Here is a 24,649-nt window from a genome sequence, read left to right as displayed (position 1 = left end):
GCGTCGCCTCTCAACATTTGACATCCGCTCTCTACGGCATAGCGTCGTGCCCGAAGCACATCACTGTGCTTTGGTCGCACTAAATGCAGTATTACGACCCTCCTCTTGCACACGCTTTGCAACACCGAATTTCCAATGCGCCATGACTCCTCTACAATGGCTCGCATCATCCCATCGCCCACATTGCCACGCTCATGCCACGCTGCCTCATCATCGAAGATGATTTGCATAACGCCCGCTATCTGGCCAAGGGGCTCAACGAGATCGGCTATGGCGCGGAGGTGTGCACGGATAGCGAGGAAGCCTTGTCGCGTGCGACCAGCGAATCGTGGGATGTGATCATCCTCGACCGCATGCTGGCGAACGGTGTGGACGGCTTGTCCATCCTTGCCGCCTTGCGCGATCTGGGCAAGCGCACGCCCGTTCTGATCCTGAGTGCGCTATCGGCCATCGATGAGCGTGTGCGCGGCCTGCAGGCAGGTTGCAACGATTACCTGACCAAGCCGTTTGCATTTCAGGAATTATCGGCACGCGTGGAAGCGCTGATTCGCTGGTCGCAACCGCAACCTGCGGCCGAGGTGCGCGAACTGCACATGGCAGACCTGAAAATCAATCTGCTGACGCGCAGCGCCGAACGTGCCGGGCAACCTTTGGCATTGCAGCCGCGCGAATTTCGCCTGCTGGCGTACCTGATGACACATGCCGAACAAATTCTGACGCGCACCATGCTGCTGGAAGCCGTGTGGGATTATCAATTCGATCCGCAAACCAATGTAATCGATGCCCACATCAGCCGCCTGCGCAACAAGGTGGACAAGGGCTTCTCGCCACCACTGATCCATACGCGCCGCAATGTCGGCTACATCATGTCGGCACGCCTCATGCAGGACAAGGCGCCTGCCGGCATGTCAGATGAACCGGCATCGCCCACATGAAGCTGGCATTCGGCCCTTGGCGCTCGGTTGCCTTCCGCATGGCATTCCACTACAGCGCCTTGCTCGTGTTGTCCCTGCTCGTGCTGTTTGCGATTTTCTATCTGCAAACGGTCACCGTGCTGCAACATCGCATCGACAAGCAAATTCTGGCCAACGCGCATCGACTGCAGGAAGACTTTCTGCACGAAGGTCAACGCGGGCTGATCCAGCAAATCCAGCATATCTTCCGCGACGACATCTATTCGGACACGGAAATCTATTTGCTGACCGATGCCGACGGTCACAAGCTGATTGGCAACATCCCAGCAATTCCCTCCTCCGTCGCGATCCGTAAAGGCTTGGCGGATGCACGTGTGATCCGCAATGGCCGCGAAACCTACGGCCGCATGATGGTCGAAACCCTGTCCGATGGTAGCCAACTGCTGGTCGGCAGCGACATCAACCATCAACTAGAAATCGAGGCATTGTTCAATCGTGCCGGCCTGATTGCCGGTGTACTCGGCATTCTGATGTCGATCGGCGCTGCCTTGCTGTTTCGTCGCGAACTGCGCATCCGTATCAGCAGCATTCATCAGTTGGTCACGCATGTGAAGCAAGGCGATTTGAGCAAGCGTATTCCCCTGACTTCCGAAGGCGATGAATTCTCGCGCCTCAATGCCGACATCAACGACATGCTGGATCAGCAACAACGATTGATGGCGGGCGTACGCCATGTCTCCAACACGATAGCCCACAATTTGCGTACCCCACTGACGCGTATCCTCCTCAGGTTGCGAAAAAGCGACAATCTCGATGCTGCATCACGCGAGCAAGCGTTACGTTTCACCTCACGCGAAATCGAAGAGTTGGGTGTCATGTTTGACAAGCTTCTCAACATTGCCGAGGTCGAAGCCGGCACACGCCGCCAGGCTTTTGTACCGGTCGTATTGAATGACCTGGTCGCCGATGTCATCGACCTTTACGAACCCGTGGCGGAAGAAAATGGCAGCACATTGACAGCCCGCATCGACGGCAATCCGGTGATTCTGGGCGACCGTGATTTGCTGGGGAGCGCCATCGCCAATCTCGTCGATAACGCGCTGAAATACGCAGGTGCACACGCAGTGGTCGAGATCGGTACGGCACTACAGGACACGGAAGCCGTCATCACGGTATGCGATAACGGACCGGGCATCGATGAAGCCCTTTTACCCAACATCGGCCGTCATTTTTTCCGTGGCGACCGACAACGCCCCGGTCATGGTTTGGGGGTTGCCAGCATCTTTGCGATCGTGCAATTGCATGGGGGACAAATCCGTTTTACCAACGCCGAACCCGGCCTGACCGTCAGCATGCGCTTCAATGCACATGACATTACCGAATCGTAATCTGCCAGCCATTCCCGTCTTTACTTCCCCGCATTACCATCGTTCAGAGACCGCAGATTCGTCTGAATCCTGAGCGGCGCACACTCGAAATATGCGAAGGAAGAGACGGATGTTTTACCCAAACAAAGCAGCGGGCAGCTTGCTGGTTGCCTGCTGCCTGACCGCCGGTCTGACGGCATGCAGCAAGCCGGACCCGGTCAAACCCAGTCCCGCAGCACCGGTTCACTCTCAAGTTCCCGGCCAACTGAAGATCCAGCCCGCTTCGATGAAGATGCTGGACATCCAGACCGTCAAAGACATGCAGGACACACAAACCGCGTGGGCACCTGCGCATATCGCCTTTCGTGACGATCAGGTAACGGCGGTCAACGCCCAAGTTTCAGCGCGCGTCGTCGAAATTCATGCCAACGTCGGCGATGTCGTCAAACAGGGCAGCCCTCTGGTCACACTCGCCAGCCCGGAAGCCGTGCGCATTCGCTACGAGTTGAGCAAGGCGGAAGTCGGCTATCAGGTTGCGCTGACCGAAACCAAGCGCCAGCAAGCAATGTACGAAAAAAATGTCGGCACACAAGTCGACAAGCTGGCAGCCGAAGCACGCTTGCGTGAAGCCGAGCAGGAAATGGAACGCGCACGTCGCACGGTCGGCTTGATGGGGCAAGGCAAGAACGATCGCATCGTCATCAGTGCGCCACGCACTGGCGTGATTGCGTCGCGTAATGCGACCATCGGTGCCACTGTAGAGCCGACCGGCGATCCGTTGTTCGTGATTGGCGACCCCAAGGCTGTCTGGGTTGTCGCGGAAGTTTTCGAGAATGATCTGACCGGCATGCGCGTCGGCGCACCGGCACAGATCGAACTGTCGTCCATGTCGTCGCTGGTCTCCGGCAAGATTCAGCGCATCGGTGCCGTATTGAGCGCCGAAACGCGCCGCGCGCCGGTGTTTGTCACGCTCGATAGCGACAAGCCTTTGCCCGAACTGCGTCCTGGCATGCTGGCGCGTGTTGGCCTGCAAGTACCTAGCCAACCCGGCATGGTTATTCCTTTAAGCGCCGTCCTCATCAAAGATGAGCGCCGCTCGATTGTCTACGTGCAAACCGGCGAGAACACCTTCGAAGCGCGCGACGTCACGCTGGGCGCACCGTCCCGCGGCAACATCGCGGTCATTTCCGGCCTCAAGCCGGGTGATCGTGTAGTCGTGCGTGGCGGTCTGCTGCTTGATGGCGCTGCCAGCCAGTTGCTGTAGGAGTCGTCATGCTGAAAGCCTTTCTCTCCTTCGTCGTCCATCGACGACTGGTTGCTCTCGTCTTCACGGCGGCAGTTGCCGTCTATGGCGTCTATTCCTATCTGCACACGGCAATCGAAGCCTACCCGGACGTAACCAATGTGCAGGTCGGCATCATTGCACAAGCACCGGGTCTGGCGCCGGAAGAAGTCGAACGCCAGATCACGCTGCCACTGGAACGTGTACTCAACGGCACGCCCGGCCTGATTTCGCTACGCTCAGAAAGCTACTTCGGCCTATCGATGATCTCGATGGTGTTCGATGACAACACACGCAGCTTCCGCGCCCGTTCCGAAGTTACACAGCGCCTACCCCAAGCCGATTTACCCGATGGCATCACCCCCGAAATGGCGCCCGACTATACGCCACTCGGCAAGATCTACTATTACCGACTCAACAGCGATCGACATACCCTGGCTGAGTTGCGCAGTACGCAGGAATGGACGGTCACACGGGTTTTGAAACAGGTGCAAGGCGTGGCGGATGTCGTCAGCATCGGTGGCTTCGTGAAGGAATTCCATATCGAAGTCAGTCCCGCCAAACTCGCCGGCCTGGGTCTGACGCTTGGCGATGTGACGACCGCCCTATCAAAATCGAACAAGAACATCGGTGGCGGCCTGCTGCGACGTGGCGAGCAATCCCTGATCATCCGCGGCATCGGCTTGCTGCGCACGCCGGAAGATATCGCCGCTGTGGTGGTGCGCGCAGATCGCGGTTCGCCGATCACCGTCGGCGATGTCGCACGCGTGATGCAATCGCATACGCCGCGCCAGGGTTCGGTCGGCATGGACGATCAGGACAACATCGTGCAAGGCGTGGTGTTGCTCAAGCGTGATGAAAATCCATCCAAAGTGCTTGAACAAATTCACAAGAAGGTCGAAGCGCTCAACGATGGCATCCTGCCGCAAGGCATGCGCATGGAGCCAAGCTACGATCGTTCGGAACTGGTTTCGCACACGCTCGGTACGGTGCAACACAACCTGCTGTTCGGCGCCACGCTGATCATCGGCGTACTCTGGCTTTTCCTGCGCAGCATACGCGGCTCGCTGATCGTGGCGACCGTGATTCCGCTGTCTCTGCTGGTCGCCTTCATCGGCCTACATCTGCTCGGCATGCCGGCCAACCTGATTTCGATGGGTGCCATCGACTTCGGCATCATCGTCGATGGCGCGGTGGTGCTGACGGAAAACATCATACGCAACGCGCGACTGCGACATCCGAAAACCCGCGCGGACATGTATTCGATCATCATCGATTCCGCGGTTGCCGTCGCCCGTCCGACCTTGTTTGCGATGGCGATCGTGATTGCGGCGCTGATCCCGGTGTTCTCGCTCGAAAGCGTGGAAGGCCGCATCTTCCGACCTCTGGCCATGACCTACACCTTCGCCTTGCTAGGCGCATTGGTGTTCGCCTTGATGCTGGTACCGGCGCTATGTGCCTTCCTGCTCAAGCCCAAGCACGTCAACATTGCCGAGCCGAAGATCTTTGATCGCATGCACCAAGTCTACCAGCACCATCTGGGCAACATCGTGCAGCATGTGCAAAAGCGCCGTCTGATATTGGTTGGCGCGAGCACAGCGTTGGTCTTGGCGCTCGCGTCATCGATCTATCTGGGGACCGAATTCCTGCCCGAGCTTGATGAAGGCGATGCCTACGTGCTGGTGCAGATGGCACCGTCGATCTCGCTCGAGAAAGGCCAGGAAATTCTGCGTGACGTGCGTGCGCGTTTGCGTGCTTTCCCCGAAGCCAACAGCGTGACGAGCGAACAAGGCCGACCTGAATCCGGTACCGATAACGAAACCCTGAATCTGGCCAAGGTGCTGGTACGCCTCAAACCACGTACCGAGTGGCGAGCCGGGTTAACCAAACCCGCACTGATCAAGGAAATGCGTGCCTCGCTCAGCGAAATTCCCGGTGTGGCATTCAACTTCGCTCAACCGATTCGCGACAGCGTCGAGGAAGCAACGTCAGGCGCACGCGGCCATGTGGTGCTAAAACTGTATGGCCCGGATATCCCAACGCTGCGCGCAATACTGCAACAGACCAAGGCCGCCGTGCAACCGATTGCGGGTGTCGTCGATCTGGGTCTGTATCGCGATGCGCCTGCCCCGCAATTGCATATCGAGTTCGACCGTCTGGCGCTGGCACGTCACGGCATTTCGATGGAGGAGGCCGAAACCGCTGTCGAGATCGCGCTCGCAGGCCAGGTTGTCACCACGCTATGGGAGGGCGAACACGGCGTGCCGGTCCGCGTACGCCTGCCGTATGCCGACCGCATGGACGAAGCGCGCATACGTGAAATCGTGGTGCCGGCTTCGAACGGCAAGACCGTGCCTCTGCATGCGATTGCCAAGATCGGCTTCAAGATCGGCAATTCATCTATCTTCCGTGAAGGCAATGCACGCTACATGGCGCTCAAATTCAACGTCGAAGGGCGTGATATCGGCTCGGTCGTGAAAGATGCGCTGGCCGCCTTCAAGAGCACGGTGAAACTGCCCGAAGGCTATATCGCTCAATGGGGCGGTGAATGGGAAAACCAGCAACGCGCTGCGGCTCGTTTGAAGATCGTGATTCCGCTGTCGCTGGTCATCGTGTTTGCCCTGCTGTACGGCGCACTCGGCAATGCACGCAGCGCCGGCATCATTCTGCTGACCGCCCCCTTTGCCATGATCGGTGGCATTCTCGCGCTGCATCTGACCGGTATCGCGCTGTCGATCAGTGCCGCCATCGGCTTCATTGCACTGCTCGGTCAGGTGGCACTGGTTGGCCTGCTGGTGCTCAGTGCCGTGGAAGATTTGCGGCGCCAGAACATGCCGATGCTGCAAGCACTGATCGAAGGCACGGCTGAACGCATGCGTTCGGTGTTGCTGGTCACGCTGCTGGCGCTGCTCGGCCTGCTGCCGATGGCCTTGTCCACCGGTGTCGGCAGCGAAACGCAACGTCCATTCGCGTCCGTGATCGTCGGCGGCATGGCGATCCTGCCGCTGGTCACGCTCTTCCTGCTACCGATTCTCTACTACTTCTTCGGCCCGCGAAACATGATGACTTCGGAGGAACGCGATGCGTTGGCTCAACAAAAATAAGCACATTTGCGGCGTCGTGCTGATGCTGTTGAGCAGCGGCACGACAACTCTGGCAGTTGCTGATGCCTTGCCTGAACGCATCGCCTTGCCTGAATTCCTGCAGCTGGTGCAGCAACGCAATCCCGATCTGCAGGCAGACCGCATGCAGATCGATGCCGCACAAGCCGATCTGCAAACCGCTTCGGCCATCCCGAATCCCGTAGTTGGTTACACACGCAAACCCGGCGAGAAGGAAATGGCGATCGAGCAGCCCATTCCCATCTTCGGTCAACGCGGCAAACGCATGGAAGGCGCGCAACTCGGCATCGAAGCAGCCAGCACACGTGTCGATGCTGCACGGGCAGATCGCCTGCGCGACGCGGCACGCGACTTCATCACGCTGCTGATTGCACAGGAAAAGTATGCGCAACGGCAGAAAGCCGAAACACAGATGGATGCAGCGCGTCGCATCGTCAACGGTCAGGTTGAAGCCGGCGCACGCAGCCGTTATGACAAGACGCGTATCGATCTCGAACGCGCCAATGCACAGATGCAGGTCGCCCAGGCACAGGCTGCACTGTCGGATGCGCGTGCGCGCGTTGCTGCCGCCATCGCCGTCCCGCAATGGCGGCCCGTGGCAGTCGGTGTCATGCAACCATCATCGCAGGCACCGGCATTCAGCACCTTGTGGGAAGATGCGCAGAATCGCATTCCGGCTGTGCGTGCCGCCATCGCCGAGCAGGCACGCGCCGACAAGATGATCGAAGTCGAACAACGCGAAGCATGGCCAACGCCATCGATCGGTGTCGGCAAGCTGCGCGATAGCGAAGGACGACATTCGGTGCTTGGCGTGTCGGTGGAGATTCCGTTATTCAATCGTCGTCAGGGTGAAATTGCCAAGGCGCAGGCGCAAGCCCGCGAGGCGATGCTGCGCCGCGAAGCGGTGATCCGTAATGCGCAAAACGAACTGCAACGGGCCACCGATCTGCTGGCGCAGCGCCTGATGCTGACCAACCGCTTCCGCGATGAAGGGTTGGCGATGCTGCCTGCGCTCAATCAGATGGCGCAGGATGCCTATACCTATGGCCAAGGTACCGTGCTTGAGTTGCTTGATTCGATCCAGTCGGTTGCGGAAAAGCAGATGACGTATCTCGACCTGATGGAGTCTGTGTTGCAGGCCGAACTCGATGTACGTTTTGCTGCAGGCGACATTCCTTCGGGGCTGGCCGTCAAACCTTGACGGTCGCTCGCAAGCGGGGTGGGCGGAAAACACCCTGATCCGCGTAAAACGCAGCATCCTGCCCTTGCCACCAATCTGGTACGCCCAGTACCGGCAAGGGCGAAAAATCAGCTGTACTCACGCCATGCGCAATCTGTTGCGCGACATGGCAATCCACTGCCGCCATCGCCGCTTGATCTGAACTGACCTCGCCATCCATCAGCACGGCCCAAACATGCCCCGTGATCGCCTTGTAGGGCTTAATCAGCTTTTCCATCAGCGCGTGACCGAACAGACTAATGCGGGACTGCCGCATCAGGACATCACGTTGCATTACGAACAATTCCTGCCAGCGATGCTGGCGCAGCATCTCCACGAATAGCGGCTCACTGGTCACAAACAGCACAGCGTTTTCATCGAAGATGGTAGCGGCATCGCGCACCTTGCCGCGCGGCGCATGACCGATGCCGGCAGGCATCGATAACTGCTGCGCAATTTCCTTCGCCTGCAAGGCGTTCAGTTGCACCTTGATGCACGGATAGTGCAACCACACCAGTGCATTGAAAAAATCATGCAGATTGTCACGCGTCGGCACACCGCCGGTTTCGCTGATGAAGTGCTCGTAGGCCGTACCGACAGGCAGATCGGCCTGCGGCACGAAATGAACGAGCATGCCGCGATGATTGCAAACCCCGCGTTCTGCAATCGCACGATTGAGGGCATCACGCCAATCGGGAGCAGTGGCAATTGCCTGTCCCACTTCGCGTACATGCGCCAGCCACGGGCTTGACCAGTCGATGTCTTGCAGGAATGACGCTTGCATGGAAAAGTCGAAGGAAGCGTGCTCAGGCAGTTACTTTCCAACCCATCTTCTGGCCACCATCGAGCGGCACGACCGTGGTATTCCCCATCGGTAGTTCGCTCGGGATTTTCCACTCTTCACGCACCAGCGTCATGGTGCCGCTGTTGCGTGGAAGGCTGTAGAAATCGGGGCCGTTGAACGAAGCAAATTGCTCCAGCTTGTCGAGTGCGCCGGCACGATCGAAGGCTTCCGTGTACAGCTCCATCGCATGCAAGGCGGTGTAGCAGCCAGCGCAACCGCATGCATGCTCTTTCATGCCTTTGGGATGCGGTGCCGAATCGGTGCCGAGAAAGAATTTCTTGCTGCCCGATACCGCCGCGGCGACCAGCGCCTGACGGTGCAGTTCGCGCTTGAGGACCGGCAGACAGTAATAGTGCGGACGAATACCGCCCTTGAAGATTTCATTGCGGTTGTACAGCAGGTGATGCGCGGTGATGGTGGCGGCAATCGGACCTTCTGCGTCCATCACGTAGTCGGCCGCGTCCTTGGTGGTGATGTGTTCGAACACCACTTTCAATTCAGGCATGTCACGACGCAGCGGCTTCATGATGGTGTCGATGAAGACGGCTTCACGATCGAAGATATCAATGCTCTGGTCGGTGACTTCACCATGCACCAGTAAGGGCATGCCGACTTTCTGCATCATCTCCAATGTCTTGCTGCATTTGGCAAGACTGGTGACACCGGCATCGGAATTGGTCGTCGCACCGGCCGGATACAGTTTCACACCATGCACGATGCCGCTATCGCGCGCACGTTGAATTTCTTCGGGCGGCGTATTGTCGGTCAGATACAGCGTCATCAGCGGCTCGAACTGCATGCCTTGCGGCAGTGCCGCAAGAATGCGCTCGCGATAGGCTTGCGCCTGCGCTGTCGTCGTGACGGGCGGCTTGAGATTCGGCATGATGATGGCACGCGCGAACTGACGTGCCGTATCCGGCAGCACCGACGCCAGCGTGGCACCGTCGCGCAAATGCAGGTGCCAGTCGTCTGGGCGGGTAATGGTCAGGCGGGACGTGGTCGAATGCTGGGACGAGTTCTGGATGGTCATGATCGGGATTCCTTGAATCCCGCCATTTTACCTGTTCGTGCAACGGCACTGCCCTGTGCATGCCGACAAGGGCCGCCACCGTATACGCAATCCTCAGTGAATGATCTTCGCTAGGAAATCCTGTGCACGCTCCGAACGGGCTGAACCGAAGAATTCCTCCTTGCTGCAATCCTCAATGATCGTGCCCTTGTCCATGAAAATCACACGATTGGCGACCTTCTTCGCAAAGCCCATTTCGTGTGTGACGACCATCATCGTCATGCCTTCCTGCGCGAGACCAACCATCACATCCAGCACTTCATTGATCATTTCCGGATCGAGGGCGGAAGTCGGTTCATCGAACAACATGGCGACCGGGTCCATCGACAACGCGCGCGCAATCGCGACACGCTGCTGCTGGCCACCCGACAACTGACCGGGGAATTTATCCTTGTGCGCGAGCAGACCAACGCGCTCCAGATACTTGAGACCGCGTTCGGTCGCCTCCTCTTCACTGCGGCCCAGCACCTTGACCTGACCCAACGTCAGATTCTGTCGAATCGACAAATGTGGAAACAGTTCGAAATTCTGGAACACCATGCCGATATGCGAGCGCAGTTTCGACATATCCGTGCCCTTCTCGCCGACGGCCATGCCATTGACGATGATGCGTCCTTTCTGAAACGGCTCCAGGCCGTTGACGGTTTTGATCAGTGTCGATTTGCCCGACCCCGACGGGCCACACACGACCACTACATCACCCTTGCTCACACTGGTCGTGCAATCAGTCAACACCTGAAAGCTGCCATACCATTTGCTGACGTTATCGATCTCGATCATGAATGCATCCTCCGATGGAATTCTTTTGCGGTACTACGTGTTAGCGAATGATGGCCGTGCGTTTGTGAATCTGCTTGACGATCAGCGACAAGCCCAGACTCATGAAGAAATACACGACGGCGATGAACAGATACATCTCGACCACGCGACTGTCACGCTGCGCGATCTTGACAGCGGCACCGACGAAGTCGGTGACATTCAGCAGCGATACTAGCGACACGTCCTGGAACAGAATGATGGTCTGCGTCAGCAGCAACGGCAGCACATTGCGCCATGCCTGCGGCAAGACGATCAGGCGCATCGACTGTCCGTAGTTCAAGCCCAGCGCATAACCGGCATTCACCTGCCCGCGCGGCACGCTCTGAATACCGGCGCGCATGATTTCGCAGAAGTAGGCAGCCTCGAACAGAATGAAGGTGATATAGGCCGAACGATCAGCACCAATTGCCATCGGCCATTCCGAGCCGGTGACCCATTGCAAACCCAGCGGCAACAGGAAGTAGAACCAAAAGATAACCAGCAGCAGCGGCACCGAACGCATGACGTTGACGTAGCCGGCAGCCGTCATCGACAGTACCTTGTTGTTCGACAATCGCGCCATTGCCAGCAAGGTCCCGAGCACGACACCACCGATGGTGGCAATCACGGTCAGTTGCAGGGTGTACTGAATACCGATCAGCAGCAACGGCCAGCTATCGGTAATGACCGCATAATCAAAATCAAACATGGCGACCTCCCTGTCCTGGAATGGCCAGACGTCGCTCGACGAATGCCATCAGACGATTGGCGGCCAGCGCGATCAGCAGGTACATCAACGTGGCGGCGGCAAATGCCTCGAAATAACGGAAGGTCATCTCACCCATTTCTCGCGTGCGGAAGAACAGTTCGACCAGACCGATCGAATAGGCAACGGCCGTGTTCTTGATGAGGTTCATCATTTCGGACGTCATCGGCGGAATGATCATCCGGTATGCCATCGGCAACAGCACATAACGATAGGTTTGCAATTGCGTCAGCCCCAATGCATAACCGGCATTGCGTTGACCTCGCGGCAAGGCCTGGATACCGGAGCGTACCTGCTCCGCAATCCGTGCTGCCGTAAAGAAGCCCAGACAAATCACGGCCGTGGCGAATTGCTGCTGGATCGGATCGAACTGAATCACAAAGGATTTGACCGCCGGAATCAAACCCGGCACGACGAAATACCAAACGAAGAATTGCACCAGCAAGGGAATGTTGCGGAACAGTTCGACATAAGCGCCACCAAGTATCACCAGCCAGCGCTTGTCCGTGGTACGCGCAATGCCCACCAGCGATCCAATGATGAAAGCCATGATCCAGGCCAGCACTGCAACTGCCATCGTCCAGCCCAATCCCGACAGCAGCATGGCGCCCCATGTCGGATCGCCCGGGGCCATCGGCTCCAAGAATATGCTCAGGTCCATCCTGCACCTACCTTCATGTCAGTCAATGAAATTACCCTGTTTCTCGTGTTGCACATCTATGTTCATACGCCGTCATCATTGGGGTGCCGGAATACCTCGCGCAGCGCATCCTTCAACGGGAAATTCAAATTCAATCGACGCGGTGGAATAGGTTGCATGAACCACTTGTCGTACATGGTCAGGATCTCGCCCGAGCGCATGACATCGCCAACCGCCTTGTCTACCAGCGCCTTGAATTGCGGATCATCCTTGCGCAGCATCATGCTGTAAGGCTCCTGCCGCAGCGATTCCGGCAGAATCTTGTAGAGCTCGGGCTTTTTCGCATTAGCGATTTGCCCTGCCAGCAGAATATCGTCCATCAGAAAGGCAACGGCACGATCTTCCGTCATCAGCAGGAACGACTCTGCATGATCCTTGCCGTAGATTTCCTTGACACGCACTTCCTTGCCGCGTTGATAGGCTCGCAGCAATGGCACCGATGTCGTACCCGACGTGGTGGAAATCGTGCGGCCATCGAGTTGCGCAATGCTATCGATACCGGATGTCTTTTTCACGGCGGCAGAAATATTGATCAGAAAATAGGTCGGTCCGAAGGCAACCTGTTTCTGTCTGGTCTTGGAATTGGTCGTCGAACCACATTCGAGATCGATCGTGCCGTTCTTGAGCAAGGGAATGCGATTGCTGGATGTCACAGGCTGCATGTGCAGCTTGAGATCAGGCATGTTCAGTTCTGCTTTTACTGCATCGACGATCTTCATGCACAAATCGATTGCGTAACCGATCGGCTGGGCGCGGTTATCAAGATAGGAAAACGGAATCGACGATTCGCGGTAGCCGATGGAGAGGGTGCCGGTTGCCTTGATCTTCTTCAGCGTGCCAGTCAGTTCCTCCGCCTGTACCTGCAAGGCGACGGATAGCATCATTCCGCCTGCGACGATACCGCACCATTTTTTCCAGCCCATGTTCCCCCCTCATGAAAAGACAGTGGCCCCGCGACTTCTCGTTTGCAATTTTCACGCCATGCACATCCTTTTTCTGGATGCGGCAGGAAGCGGGTACCGTATGCATAGAATGCATTTCCCGCATTCGGTTCCTTGCATCCGGCAACGGCCCTAGCGTAGCGCAGAATCGCCCGGTGCTGCCAGTATGTCGAGCAAATCGTCTTCCTCCGCATTCACGGCAACGATTTTCTGCTGAATCTGCTGATGCCACATACGCGCATACGCGCCCTGCTGCGCCAACAATGCCGCATGCGTCCCGCGCTCGATGATGCGCCCCTTTTCGAGCACCAGAATCTGTGCCGCATCGACAATCGTGGAAAGGCGATGGGCGATAACCAGTGTGGTGCGCTCGCGTGCAATTTCCTTCAACTGCGATTGAATGGCTTGCTCGGCATGCGTATCGAGTGCCGACGTCGCCTCATCGAAAATCAGGATGGCGGGTTGTTTGAGCAGGGTGCGCGCAATGGCAACGCGTTGCTTCTCGCCGCCGGACAATTTCAATCCGCGTTCGCCCACCATGGTGTCGTAACCGGCTGGCAGCGATTCGATGAAGTCATGAATGTAAGCCGACTTGGCCGCCTCGATGATTTCACTGCGCGTTGCACCTGGACGACCGTAGGCAATGTTGTATTCGATCGTATCGTTGAACAGTACGGTGTCCTGCGGGACGATGCCGATGGCTTGCCGCAGCGATTGTTGCGACACCTGCCGCACATCCTGTCCATCAATCGTGATCGCCCCCGAATTGACATCGTAAAAACGGAACAGCAGGCGCGACAGCGTGGACTTGCCAGAGCCACTATGGCCGACCACCGCCGTCGTCGTTCCCGCCGCAATCGTGAAATCTACATCAAACAGAATTTGCCGATTGGCTTCGTAGCTAAAATCCACATGGGAAAAGCGCACCTCGGCACCGGCTACCTGCAAGGGCGATGCCTGCTGTTGATCGGCAATTTCGCGATTCTCGTCCAGCAAGGAAAACAGGCGCTCCATATCGGCCATACTTTGCTTGATCTCACGGTAGATCACGCCGAGGAAATTGAGCGGAATGTAGAGCTGGATCATGAAGGCATTGACCAGTACCAGATCGCCCAGCGTCATCCTTCCTGCGACCACTTCCGTCGTTGCCAGCCACAGGATGGCCGTCACGGCAATGGCAATGATGGCCGACTGTCCCGTATTCAGCAGTGACAATGAAGTCTGTGACTTGACGGCCGCAGCTTCGTAACGCTGCAAGCCTTCGTCATAGCGCTTTGCCTCGTAATCCTCATTGCCGAAATATTTGACCGTCTCATAATTGAGTAGCGAGTCAATGGCTCTGGTGCTGGCACGCGAGTCAAGATCGTTCATCGTGCGGCGGAAATGTGTACGCCACTCCGTCACGATCACGGTGAACGCGATGTAGGCAAGCAGGGCCACCAGCGTGATGAGCGTAAACCAAATGTGGTAATGCAATGCCAGATAACCGAGCACCAGCACGATCTCGACCAACGTGGGCAGGATGCTGAACAGCGTGTACGACACCAGCGAGGAAATGCCACGCGTTCCACGTTCGATATCACGTGTCATGCCGCCGGTCTGGCGATTCAAGTGAAAGCGCAACGACAGTGCATGCAAATGCCGAAAAACCTTGAGCGCGATTGTTCGCACTGCACGTTGCGTCACGCGCGCGAACAGATATTCACGCAACTCCGTGAATAAGGTGGTCGACAAGCGCAACGCACCATATGCCAGTAACAGGCCAAGCGGCAATACCAACATGGCTTGCACGCTGCCAGCGGGCAAGGTCAGGCTGTCGATCAAGTGCTTGAGCACCAGCGGTACACCCACATTCGCCATCTTGGCGGCCACCAGACAAAGGAGGGCAAAGCCGACACGCCACTTATAGGTCCAGAGATAAGGCAGCAGCGTGGACAATGCGGCCCAATCGTCGCGCCCTTCGCGCGGTGGCAATGATGGTTCGGAAGAGGGAGTGCGACGCATACGCGAAAATGAAGGATGGTTTATGCTGGGCAGGCAGGATTGTAGCGCCTAGCGATACCTTTCACCGGAGCCAGCATGTCCCAACCTAGTGAACACAACACCAACCTGCCAGTCGGCAAAGTGCCGCAAATGCGCGTCGTCGCGATGCCGGATGATGCCAACATGCATGGCGATGTATTCGGCGGCTGGATCATGTCGCAAGTCGATCTGGCTGGTTCTGTGTGTGCCACACGCCGCGCGAACGGACGTGTTGTCACCGTGGCCGTCAATTCTTTCCTATTCAAGCAGCCTGTCTTCGTCGGCGATCTGCTATCGATCTATGCAGACATCGTACGCGTGGGCACGACATCGGTGACCGTCAACGTCGAGTGCTATGCCGAACGCAATCGCTTGGACATCGATATCGTCAAGGTTACGGAAGCCACGCTGACTTATGTCGCGACTGACGATCAGCGCCGGCCACGCCCGCTGCCAGTCATCGACTGAGACAGGAACTCGGCAGATTGATCAAGCCTTCTGCTCTTCACGCAATTCGCGCCGCAGAATCTTGCCGACGTTAGATTTCGGCAGATCGGTACGGAATTCGATGTGCTTGGGTTTCTTGTAACCGGTGAATTGTTCGCGGCAGTATTGCAGCAGCATGTCTTCGGTCAATGCCGGATCGCGCTTGACGACGAATAGCTTGACGGCTTCACCCGTATGTTCGTCAGGCACGCCGATACAGGCGCATTCCAGTACACCGGGATGCGCTGCCACAACACCTTCGATTTCGCTCGGATAGACGTTGAAGCCGGACACCAGAATCATGTCTTTCTTACGATCGACGATCTTGATATAACCGCGCGCATCCATGATGCCGATATCGCCCGACTTGAAAAAGCCATCGGCCGTCATCGACTGCGCCGTTTCCAGCGGATTGTTCCAGTAACCCGCCATCACTTGCGGGCCGCGAATCGCGATTTCGCCAGGCTGCCCCAGTGGAACATCGCTATCGTTGCTGTCGATGATGCGAATCTCGGTAGAAGAAACCGGCAAGCCAATCATGCCGGAAAACGCCGTGGCATCGACCGGATTGGCCGTCACCACCGGCGAGGTTTCCGACAGTCCATAGCCCTCGATGATGGTCTTGCCGGTCAGTGCCTGCCAGCGCTCGCTCACCACCTGTTGCATCATCATGCCGCCGCCGTTGCAAAGCAGCAGGCTCGAAAAATCCACGGTCTTGATGTCAGGGTGATTGAGCAAACCGTTGTACAAGGTATTGACCGCAGGTAGCAGATGGAAAGGGTATTTCTTGAGCTCCTTGATCAACCCTGCGATATCGCGCGGATTGGGAATCAGCACATTCATGGCACCGAGACGCAAACCCGTCACGCAACTGACCGTCAGCGCATAGATGTGATACAGCGGCAATGCGCAAATGAATGTCATCGCCTTGTCGGCAGGCTGCTTGCACACCACTGGCATGATCCACGCTTCGTTCTGCAATACATTGGCGATGATATTGGCATGCGTGAGCACTGCGCCCTTGGCCGTACCCGTCGTGCCGCCCGTGTATTGCAGGAAGGCGATATCGGTGCGATGCAACTCCGGCTTTTGCATTCTTTGGCCTGCACCCTGCGCCAGCGCCTGCTTGAAGGGCACGGCAGCAGGCAGAGAAAATGCCGGCACCATTTTCTTCACATGGCGCACCACCAGATTAACGATGCTGCCCTTGATGCCACCGAGCATGTCACCCATGCTGGCAACGACCACATGCTTGACCTGCGTGTTGCCAATCACCTTTTCCAAAGTGGCGGCAAAATTTTCGAGGATGATGATCGCTTCGGCACCCGAATCGATCAATTGATGCTGCAGCTCGCGCGGCTTGTACAGCGGATTGACATTCACCACGACATAGCCGGCACGCAAGACGGCCGCAATGGCGATCGGATATTGCAGTACGTTCGGCATCATGAGCGCGACGCGCGCACCTTGCGGCAAGCCCGTTCCCTGCAACCAGGCTGCCAGGACTTCAGAATAACGATCGACCTCGCGATAGGTGAGGAACTTGTCCATGCAGACATAGGCTTGCCGGTCCGCATATTTATCGAACGCTTCTTCCAGCAACTGCACCAGCGAACCGTACTGGGTAAAGTCGATATCGGCGGGCACGCCCTGCGGATAAGACTGCAACCATAACTTGTTCATCTCCACCTCATATCAGTCGTTATTATTCGGGGCTGGCAAACGATGCCGCGGACGCTACATCCATACACAGATGCTATCGATGCAACTGCCGCAGTGCAAGCATTTTGCCATGCCCGCTGCAGGGCCTTTCCAAGCGCTTGGCGCCTCGTACGTTTTGCATTTTGGCGTACCATAGAGGACGACATCGCGCCTTCGCCATTTCTGCGTGGAAGTATCATTCTCGCAAGCGACGGCATGATCATGACGGAGACAAGCATGCATCTGATCGATCCCATCGTGCAATTCCAGACCGAGTTGCAATCCATACGTCGTGCGATTCACGCACATCCCGAACTGTGTTTCGAAGAACACGATACGGCTGAGCTGGTAGCGCAAAAACTGACCGAATGGGGCATTCCCATCGTGCGCGGGCTCGGCGTGACCGGCGTGGTGGGCATCATCAAGAATGGCACGAGCGAACGTGCCATCGGCTTGCGCGCCGACATGGATGCCCTGCCAATGCAAGAAATCAATACCTTCGCGCACGCCTCGAAGAACAACGGCAAGATGCACGCCTGCGGTCATGACGGGCATACTGCCATGCTGCTGGGTGCGGCACATTATCTAGCAACACATCGCAACTTCGATGGCACGGTTTATCTGATCTTCCAGCCCGCCGAAGAAGGCGGTGGCGGTGCCAAGCGCATGATGGAAGATGGCTTGTTCGAACGCTTCAAGATGGATGCGGTATTCGGCATGCATAACTGGCCCGGCATTCCGGTCGGTCAGTTCGGTGTGACGGCGGGCGCCATGATGGCGTCGAGCAATGAATTTGAAGTCGTTGTCCGCGGCAAGGGTTGCCACGCCGCACAACCGCACAAAGGCATCGATCCCGTGATGGTGGCAGTACAGATCGCGCAGAGCTGGCAAACCATCATTACACGCAATCGCAATCCGCTGCACTCTGCCGTGCTATCGATCACGCAGATTCATGCCGGCAGCGCCACCAACGTCATTCCAGACGATGCCCGGCTGGTGGGCACAGTCCGCACTTTCGATGCTGCCACACTGGACCTGATCGAACAGCGCATGCAAGCCGTCGCAGAGCATACGGCTGCCGCGTTCGATGCCGAGATCGACTTCCATTTCAAGCGTAATTATCCGGCGCTCATCAATCACGCTGCAGAAACAGCTTTTGCAGTACAGGTCATGCAGGATGTGGTCGGTGCGGACAAGGTCAACAGCAGCGTCGAGCCGACCATGGGTGCCGAGGACTTTGCCTTCATGCTGGAAGAAAAGGCCGGCTGCTATGTCTTCATCGGCAATGGTGAAGGCGACCACCGGATGGCTGGCCACGGATTGGGGCCATGCAACCTGCACAACCCCAGTTACGACTTCAATGACGATCTGTTGCCGATCGGTGCAACCTACTGGGTTCGTCTGGCGGAAACGTGGCTTGCCGCGAGATAACAGGTTCAGGCTAGGCTGAAATACAAAAAGGCACGAATCGATCGTGCCTTTTATTTTTACATCAGGACAATACGACGACCATCTGCCCGCCATAAGCAATCAGATAACCGCCATGTTCGCGCTGCCATTGCCGTGCAGTTTCCGCATCGGCAAACCAGTTCAATGGATAATCATCGAACATGCCGAGATCGATACGATAGCGATCGAGTACATGGTCTGGTTGTTGATTGATCGCCTGCTTGCAGTTTTCCCAGGCGGGGAATCCGAGTTCACGCGCGATCATATGCAAAATGTGCTTGAGCTGCATCGATACACGGATGGCGTGCAATTCGCTCAATCGTATTTCATGCGTCACTTTCTGTGCAATCAATCTGCGTAAAACCGGTAAGGCACGTGCTTGCTCTCTGCCGCGCACATCACGCAATAGCCGCCGTGCGTAACGACGCAGAAAAGTCAGATGATCGAGATGGCTGCCGAGGGGGTGACGACCTTCGGCAATAGAGGGGGCATGGGTAGGCCACATAAACGTTTCCTTTCGCAAACGTCGCTCTCGCTACGACAAAAGGAGGTGTTGTGGTTGTGTGTGTACAACAGTACCACGCGACAGGTGCATCGGCTTTTGCGAGAACGGGCTTCCTGTCCTGCCCGCCTCGTCATTCTAACGCAAAGAGCAACCTAAGGAGGTTAGGGAAGCTGATCGGGCGCATCGCCCAGACGCAATCCTGCATTGCCTTTTTCCAGCGCAAGCAACACGGCCGACTGGTCGGCACGCGGTGTCTCATTCATCAGCGACTGGTAATGCGCCGTTACGAGTTCGGTTACCGGCAACTTGAGGCCGGCATTGCTTGCGGCGATCAACACATTTTCCAGATCCTTGTGCTGACTCATGACCTGCCCGCCCGGCATGAAGTTGCGTTCCAGCATGCGCTGTCCATGTACTTCCAGAACCCGGCTCTCGGCGAATCCGCCACGAATGGCTGTACGCACCGCGGCAGGATCGGCGCCACCGGCCTGCGCCAGCAACAAGGCTTCTGCCACGATATTGAGCGTGCCGCCGACAATCAGTTGATTGCACAATTTTGCGATCTGCCCGCAGCCAGCCGGACCGACCAGTGTCGGACGTCCCATGATGCTCAACACAGGCTCTGCTTCGGCAAAATCCCGCGCATCGCCGCCAGCCATGATTGCAAGCGTTCCGGCTTGTGCGCCGACCACGCCGCCGGATACCGGCGCATCGATAAAGCGCACACCATGTTCCGCCAACCTGGCGTACAAGTCCTGCGCTTCGGATTGGCGCGTCGAGCTCATGTCGACCACCAGTGCGCCGCTGCGCAAACCGGGCAACGCCGCCGCGATCACTTGCAACACGATAGGCCCGGCTTCCAGCATGGTGATGACGATATCCGCCTCGGCTACCGCCTCTGCTGCCGTCTCCTGCACGACCGCACCAAAGGACACCAGTTCCTCCGATTTTGCACGCGTGCGATTCCACACAGTGACGGCATAACCTGCCTGCAATAATCGGGTTGCCATGGGCTTGCCCATCAGGCCGATACCAAGAAAGGCAATACGTGGCGTCGCGGGGGACTGCTTCACTTCGAACTCCTTGAATGCTATAGAACGGTTATAGGACGATATTTTGCCTGCATAATGGGCATTCCACTTTGAAAAGGCAAATCTGATGACGGAAAACTGGCAGCCGGCACTGAACCTGCAAATGCAACTGGGCGAATGCCCTTTGTGGCACCCGCATGAGGGTGTCTTGTATTGGGTGGATATTGACGGTCACGCGGTGCACCGTCTTACACCAGGCACCGGCAACCATACAAGCTGGCCCATGCCCACCGAACCCGGCTGCATCGCCTTGCATGAGGCGGGCGGCTTGCTGGTAGCACTGCGCTCCGGTCTGGCCCGCCTGGACACCGAAAGCGGCAAACTTTCCATGCTACAAGACGCACCGTACGATCAGCAAACCACACGCTTCAACGACGGCCGTTGCGACGTTGCCGGAAGATTGTGGGTCGGCACCATCTATGAACCACGCGATCAACCAGCCGCTGCGCTCTACAGCGTCGATCACAACAGTTTGACCGATAGCGGCAAGCGCGCAACCGTCTCGAACGGCCTTGCCTTCAGTATCGACCATCGCACCATGTACCACAGTGATACCAGTGCGCATCGCATCTTTGCCTACGATTACGATCTGGCCTCCGGCACCATCACTGGCGAACGCGTCTTTCACACTTTTGATAACGATCGCAAGGATCCACGCTACGGCGGCCGCCCGGATGGCGGCGCCGTCGATAGCGAAGGCGCATACTGGGCTGCAATGTTCGAAGGCAGTCGTCTGGTGCGGCTTTCGCCCGAAGGCGAGATCCTGCAGGAAGTCGCCCTGCCCGTACGCTGCCCGACCATGATGGCGTTCGGGGATGATGATCTGCGCACACTCTATATCACTAGCGCCAGCAAGAATCGATCGGCGGAAGAATTGGCGGCACATCCGCTTTCAGGCCATCTGCTGAAGATGCGTGTTGACGTGCCGGGACTGGCTGAATCGTTCTATCGCGGTTAACTTCCATTTCTCTCATGCGTCGCTACATTCTCGCCCTCGATCAGGGAACGACCAGTTCGCGCGCCATCCTGTTTGATCGTGCCGGCCAAATTCATGGACTGGCGCAGCAGGATTTCCCGCAAATCTTTCCTCAGCCCGGCTGGGTCGAGCACGATGCCAATGCCATCTGGCAATCGCAACTGAAGGTAGCGCGTGACGTCATGCAGCAACATCACGTTTCCGCGCAGGATATCGCTGCCATTGGCATCGCCAACCAGCGCGAAACCACCGTGCTGTGGGATCGTCAAACAGGCGAACCGTTGTCCAATGCAATCGTCTGGCAGGATCGTCGTACCGCCGGCATATGCGAAGAATTGAAAGAAGCGGGCCTGGAATGGCTATTTAGCGAGAAAACAGGTTTGCTGCTGGATGCCTACTTTTCCGGCACTAAACTCAAATGGCTGCTGGACCATATTCCGGATGCACGCTGGAGAGCCGAGCGCGGAGAACTCGCCTTTGGCACCGTCGATGCATGGCTGCTCTATAAACTTGGCGGGCGTCATTGCACGGACGTCAGCAACGCATCCCGTACCTTGCTGTTCAATATTCATACACTCGCATGGGATGACGAATTACTGGCAGCGCTTGAAATTCCACGCCAACTCTTGCCGGAGATCGTTGCCAGCAGCGGCCATGTCGCTCTTACGCAGCCCGAACATTTTGGCAGCCCTATCCCCATTTGTGGTGTTGCAGGCGATCAGCAAGCCGCCACATTCGGTCAGAGTTGTTTCAAATCAGGCATGGCAAAAAACACGTATGGCACGGGCTGCTTCATGCTGCTCAATACCGGGAACACACCGAAGCCGTCACACAATCAATTATTGACTACGGTAGGGTGGCACTGCGACGCGCCGCAACACGCGGTCAGCTACATGCTCGAAGGCAGTGTCTTCATGGCCGGCGCCATCGTTCAATGGCTACGCGACGCGCTTGGATTGATCGCACGCTCGGATGATATTGAAGCACTCGCCGCATCAGCGCAGGATTCGGACGGCGTGTTATTTATCCCCGCCTTCAATGGACTAGGTGCGCCCTACTGGGATCCTTATGCGCGAGGCACTATCCTCGGGCTGACGCGCGGCACAGGCAAGGCACATATTGCACGCGCCGTCCTCGAAAGCATCGCCTACCAAACCGCCGATTTGATGGATGCCATGCAAAAGGACGCTGCCACACCGCTTAGCGAGTTGCGTGTTGATGGCGGTGCCGCACGCAACAATCTGCTGATGCAATTTCAAGCTGACATTCTTGGCACACCTGTCATTCGTCCGAAAATCACAGAGACCACGGCACTTGGCGCTGCCTATCTCGCTGGCTTGGCTGTCGGCTTTTGGCAATCGTGCGAAGAAATTGCGCAACAGTGGCAGATCGAACGCCGCTTTGAACCCGCTATGTCGCTCGATGAACGCACAACACGCCTGACAACCTGGCATCGCGCCATTGCACGCTCACGCGATTGGGCCAGCCCTGATGCATGAGGTGTCTGCAACAAAACAAAAGAGCTGCCCGCAGGCAGCCCGAAAGTTTGGCTTAAAACGTTAGGTTATAAAGTTTTCACTCCACCGCCAGCCACAGGAAAGTCAATCCGATACCGACTGGAATACCAAAACGTTCCATCCTGCTTGCCTTGCCGGATGCAATCACTTCCACTGGCACGTCCGTGCGCTCCATTACCTTACTAACAATCGACCCCTGAAAAAATCGTAGCAATGCATTCTTTTTTGTCGCGCCCATCACAATCCGCTCAACGTTGGCAGCAGCGGCATGCTGCGCGATTTGTTCGGCGGCATCCCCTTTATGCACGCGCACGTCATACGAAATATTGGATGCAGCCAGTTTATCCACGGCTTCTTTCATTGCCATGGTTGCTCGCTCTTCCTGCAACTGCCTGACCGCTGACGCTGTCGCAAAACGCGTGATATGACGAGGCAATCTTGGCTGCACATTCAATAAGGTGATGTGCAACTCTTCTGGATGCAAAGCACGCTGCCGCACAACATGATCAAGTGCGTGCAAGGCGGTTTTCGAACCATCTACGGGAATCATCACCTTACGCATGACAGCCTCCTTTATATTTTTTTGTCGAGAAATATCTCAACTGGTCTACCGACGAACCATACGTAGTCTTTACGTTTTAAACATAGGCAAAGCGCGCAGGAAGATCAATGCGTTTCTCAATTTTTCGTAAAGAACACTCTTCGAACTGGTCAATTTATATGTAAATTGACAGGCAACTGCCAAAAGATCGTTTCGAGAGATTGCTTAATGCAGTTGGATGGATATCACAACCACATATTGAAGACAGGTATCGATGCGTGAAAGCATGCCTAAAAAGACAAAGGGCTAGCCAAAGCTAACCCTTTGATACGACTGGTGCTGATGAGAGGAATCGAACCACCGACCTACTGATTACGAATCAGTTGCTCTACCAACTGAGCTACATCAGCGCGGTCAGAATTGTATCCGATTTTTTGTTTCCGTGCCTGCTCTTCTTGCGCAAGCGTTTTTAACATCTCATCTCCGCTTATCCCGGCCTCTTCTGCAATCATCAGCGCTGTTGTGTAGTCCGGCAAGCGCTCACCTTTGCTGTAGCGGTCAAGAGTTTTCTGCGGAACATTCCAGTCCCTGGAAGCCGCGTACACGCTGCGCCCTTTCAGTGCCTTCCGTACAACTTCCAAGTAACTCATAAAAATTCCCCATTGCAATTAATGTCCGAACGGACTATATTCCGCACAAGTCCGAACGGACACTAGTCCGTTTGGTCCGGTTAACGATACCACACCTCCGCAAAAGGTAAACCGATGAAGCAGACCGCAGACGTCTACACCGTCGATGCATTCACAAAGCCAGGGCGCGGTCGCCCTCGCAAGCCTGACGCTAAATCCAACGCACAGCGGCAACGCGAATTCCGTCAGCGTCGCAAATTCAATTTCCTTGCCCAGGGCGATGACGGAATTTCCGTTACGCGTAACGGAAAATGAAAACCTTCTACGAAATCCATTGCCGATCCGGCGTCATCTGCTCGGGTGGCTCCGACGACTTCCTGGCTTGCATCCTCCTGGCACGCCAGGCAAAGGCCCGCTTCCAGCTCGAACTGCCGAACAGCCAGTTCCGCGTCCAGCTCCGGTATCCGAATGGCTACCGTGTCGCCGCTGTGGACGTCAAATCGGCCCTCCGCGCCCTGGAAAATCCAGCGGTAAAAGCCTTCGTGACGAAACGCATGGAAGTGGCTGCGACGCGCAGCGGCGTGGCCGCTGCCGATGCGGTTTCGGCAGTCGCCGAAGGCGACGGTTTTAGTCAGGCGGGCGTGGTAGCACCGCCTGACAGTCTCACGGGTGAGACTCGGCCCATTCGGTTAAAGGGTAAATCCGCGGGC

The 24,649-nt window shown here is 56.8% G+C and carries 21 protein-coding genes, 1 tRNA gene and 1 pseudogene; 11 read left to right on the top strand and 12 right to left on the bottom strand.

Going from position 1 to position 24,649, the window contains the following annotated elements; translation table 11 throughout:
- Window positions 1-194 precede the first annotated feature (194 nt).
- The 5 genes from QZ725_RS12450 (at window position 195) to QZ725_RS12430 (ending at window position 7,886) form a co-directional block, all read left to right on the top strand.
- On the top strand, window positions 195-935 hold the full coding sequence (locus tag QZ725_RS12450; protein ID WP_293780012.1) for a response regulator transcription factor: 741 nt from the start codon (window positions 195-197) through the stop codon (window positions 933-935).
- Complete coding sequence (locus QZ725_RS12445; RefSeq protein WP_293780010.1) at window positions 932-2,302, top strand: HAMP domain-containing sensor histidine kinase; 1,371 nt, start codon at window positions 932-934, stop codon at window positions 2,300-2,302. The genes QZ725_RS12450 and QZ725_RS12445 overlap by 4 nt, the downstream gene beginning before the upstream one ends.
- Before the next feature lie 109 nt (window positions 2,303-2,411).
- Window positions 2,412-3,545 carry an efflux RND transporter periplasmic adaptor subunit gene (locus tag QZ725_RS12440; RefSeq protein WP_293780008.1) on the top strand — a complete coding sequence of 378 codons (1,134 nt, stop codon included), beginning with the start codon at window positions 2,412-2,414 and terminating at the stop codon, window positions 3,543-3,545.
- Window positions 3,546-3,553: 8 nt separating this feature from the next.
- On the top strand, window positions 3,554-6,667 hold the full coding sequence (locus QZ725_RS12435; RefSeq protein ID WP_293780006.1) for a CusA/CzcA family heavy metal efflux RND transporter: 3,114 nt from the start codon (window positions 3,554-3,556) through the stop codon (window positions 6,665-6,667).
- On the top strand, window positions 6,645-7,886 hold the full coding sequence (locus tag QZ725_RS12430) for a TolC family protein (protein ID WP_293780004.1): 1,242 nt from the start codon (window positions 6,645-6,647) through the stop codon (window positions 7,884-7,886). The genes QZ725_RS12435 and QZ725_RS12430 overlap by 23 nt, the downstream gene beginning before the upstream one ends.
- On the opposite strand, the gene QZ725_RS12425 is transcribed toward QZ725_RS12430, so the two are convergent.
- The 7 genes from QZ725_RS12425 to QZ725_RS12395 form a co-directional block, all read right to left on the bottom strand.
- On the bottom strand, window positions 7,876-8,688 hold the full coding sequence (locus tag QZ725_RS12425; protein ID WP_293780002.1) for a DUF3025 domain-containing protein: 813 nt from the start codon (window positions 8,686-8,688) through the stop codon (window positions 7,876-7,878). The two genes, QZ725_RS12430 and QZ725_RS12425, sit on opposite strands and share 11 nt — an antisense overlap.
- A gap of 22 nt (window positions 8,689-8,710) precedes the next feature.
- Window positions 8,711-9,778: a dihydroorotase gene (gene pyrC / locus QZ725_RS12420; protein WP_293780000.1), complete on the bottom strand. Its 1,068-nt coding sequence runs from the start codon at window positions 9,776-9,778 to the stop codon at window positions 8,711-8,713.
- Window positions 9,779-9,871: 93 nt separating this feature from the next.
- Window positions 9,872-10,597, bottom strand: coding sequence for an amino acid ABC transporter ATP-binding protein (locus QZ725_RS12415; RefSeq protein ID WP_293779998.1), 726 nt, complete (start codon window positions 10,595-10,597; stop codon window positions 9,872-9,874).
- Window positions 10,598-10,637: 40 nt separating this feature from the next.
- Window positions 10,638-11,324, bottom strand: a complete 687-nt coding sequence (locus tag QZ725_RS12410; RefSeq protein WP_293779996.1) for an amino acid ABC transporter permease — start codon at window positions 11,322-11,324, stop codon at window positions 10,638-10,640.
- Window positions 11,317-12,042 (bottom strand): amino acid ABC transporter permease, encoded by a 726-nt coding sequence (locus tag QZ725_RS12405; protein ID WP_293779994.1) that lies wholly within the window; start codon window positions 12,040-12,042, stop codon window positions 11,317-11,319. The genes QZ725_RS12410 and QZ725_RS12405 overlap by 8 nt, the downstream gene beginning before the upstream one ends.
- 62 nt (window positions 12,043-12,104) lie before the next feature.
- Window positions 12,105-13,004: a transporter substrate-binding domain-containing protein gene (locus QZ725_RS12400; RefSeq protein WP_293779992.1), complete on the bottom strand. Its 900-nt coding sequence runs from the start codon at window positions 13,002-13,004 to the stop codon at window positions 12,105-12,107.
- A gap of 150 nt (window positions 13,005-13,154) precedes the next feature.
- On the bottom strand, window positions 13,155-15,026 hold the full coding sequence (locus QZ725_RS12395) for an ABC transporter ATP-binding protein/permease (RefSeq protein WP_293779990.1): 1,872 nt from the start codon (window positions 15,024-15,026) through the stop codon (window positions 13,155-13,157).
- Window positions 15,027-15,101: 75 nt separating this feature from the next.
- Here QZ725_RS12395 and QZ725_RS12390 point away from each other — a divergent pair, with 75 nt between their 5' ends.
- Window positions 15,102-15,512: an acyl-CoA thioesterase gene (locus tag QZ725_RS12390; protein ID WP_293779988.1), complete on the top strand. Its 411-nt coding sequence runs from the start codon at window positions 15,102-15,104 to the stop codon at window positions 15,510-15,512.
- Between the two features lie 21 nt (window positions 15,513-15,533).
- Here the strand turns inward: QZ725_RS12390 and QZ725_RS12385 are convergent, their stop codons facing one another.
- Window positions 15,534-17,213 carry a long-chain-fatty-acid--CoA ligase gene (locus tag QZ725_RS12385; protein ID WP_293779986.1) on the bottom strand — a complete coding sequence of 560 codons (1,680 nt, stop codon included), beginning with the start codon at window positions 17,211-17,213 and terminating at the stop codon, window positions 15,534-15,536.
- 255 nt (window positions 17,214-17,468) lie between these two features.
- Here QZ725_RS12385 and QZ725_RS12380 point away from each other — a divergent pair, with 255 nt between their 5' ends.
- The gene (locus QZ725_RS12380; protein WP_293779984.1) at window positions 17,469-18,662 is read left to right on the top strand and encodes a M20 aminoacylase family protein; all 1,194 of its coding nucleotides are present in this window, start codon (window positions 17,469-17,471) and stop codon (window positions 18,660-18,662) included.
- Between the two features lie 61 nt (window positions 18,663-18,723).
- Here the strand turns inward: QZ725_RS12380 and QZ725_RS12375 are convergent, their stop codons facing one another.
- Together QZ725_RS12375 and QZ725_RS12370 are read right to left on the bottom strand one after the other, a co-directional pair.
- The gene (locus QZ725_RS12375) at window positions 18,724-19,185 is read right to left on the bottom strand and encodes a hypothetical protein (protein ID WP_293779982.1); all 462 of its coding nucleotides are present in this window, start codon (window positions 19,183-19,185) and stop codon (window positions 18,724-18,726) included.
- A 161-nt stretch (window positions 19,186-19,346) separates the two neighbouring features.
- Window positions 19,347-20,258, bottom strand: a complete 912-nt coding sequence (locus QZ725_RS12370) for an NAD(P)-dependent oxidoreductase (protein WP_293779980.1) — start codon at window positions 20,256-20,258, stop codon at window positions 19,347-19,349.
- Window positions 20,259-20,343: 85 nt separating this feature from the next.
- Here QZ725_RS12370 and QZ725_RS12365 point away from each other — a divergent pair, with 85 nt between their 5' ends.
- The gene (locus QZ725_RS12365) at window positions 20,344-21,234 is read left to right on the top strand and encodes an SMP-30/gluconolactonase/LRE family protein (protein WP_293779978.1); all 891 of its coding nucleotides are present in this window, start codon (window positions 20,344-20,346) and stop codon (window positions 21,232-21,234) included.
- A gap of 14 nt (window positions 21,235-21,248) precedes the next feature.
- Window positions 21,249-22,751 carry a glycerol kinase GlpK gene (gene glpK, locus QZ725_RS12360; protein ID WP_293779976.1) on the top strand — a complete coding sequence of 501 codons (1,503 nt, stop codon included), beginning with the start codon at window positions 21,249-21,251 and terminating at the stop codon, window positions 22,749-22,751.
- A gap of 76 nt (window positions 22,752-22,827) precedes the next feature.
- Here the strand turns inward: glpK and QZ725_RS12355 are convergent, their stop codons facing one another.
- Complete coding sequence (locus QZ725_RS12355) at window positions 22,828-23,319, bottom strand: universal stress protein (RefSeq protein WP_293780028.1); 492 nt, start codon at window positions 23,317-23,319, stop codon at window positions 22,828-22,830.
- Between the two features lie 325 nt (window positions 23,320-23,644).
- Window positions 23,645-23,720 (bottom strand) — tRNA-Thr (locus QZ725_RS12350).
- A 354-nt stretch (window positions 23,721-24,074) separates the two neighbouring features.
- On the opposite strand from QZ725_RS12350, the gene QZ725_RS12345 reads away from it, so the two are divergent.
- Together QZ725_RS12345 and QZ725_RS12340 are read left to right on the top strand one after the other, a co-directional pair.
- Window positions 24,075-24,254 (top strand): hypothetical protein, encoded by a 180-nt coding sequence (locus tag QZ725_RS12345; RefSeq protein ID WP_293779974.1) that lies wholly within the window; start codon window positions 24,075-24,077, stop codon window positions 24,252-24,254.
- Window positions 24,251-24,649: pseudogene (locus tag QZ725_RS12340) on the top strand (hypothetical protein); the annotation flags it as partial. The gene QZ725_RS12345 and the pseudogene QZ725_RS12340, both read left to right, overlap by 4 nt.

Source organism: uncultured Oxalicibacterium sp., assembly GCF_913776015.1.
GTDB lineage: Bacteria > Pseudomonadota > Gammaproteobacteria > Burkholderiales > Burkholderiaceae_D > Oxalicibacterium.
Note: the sequence above shows the minus strand (reverse complement) of the source record. Positions and strands in the feature narration are given on the sequence as shown.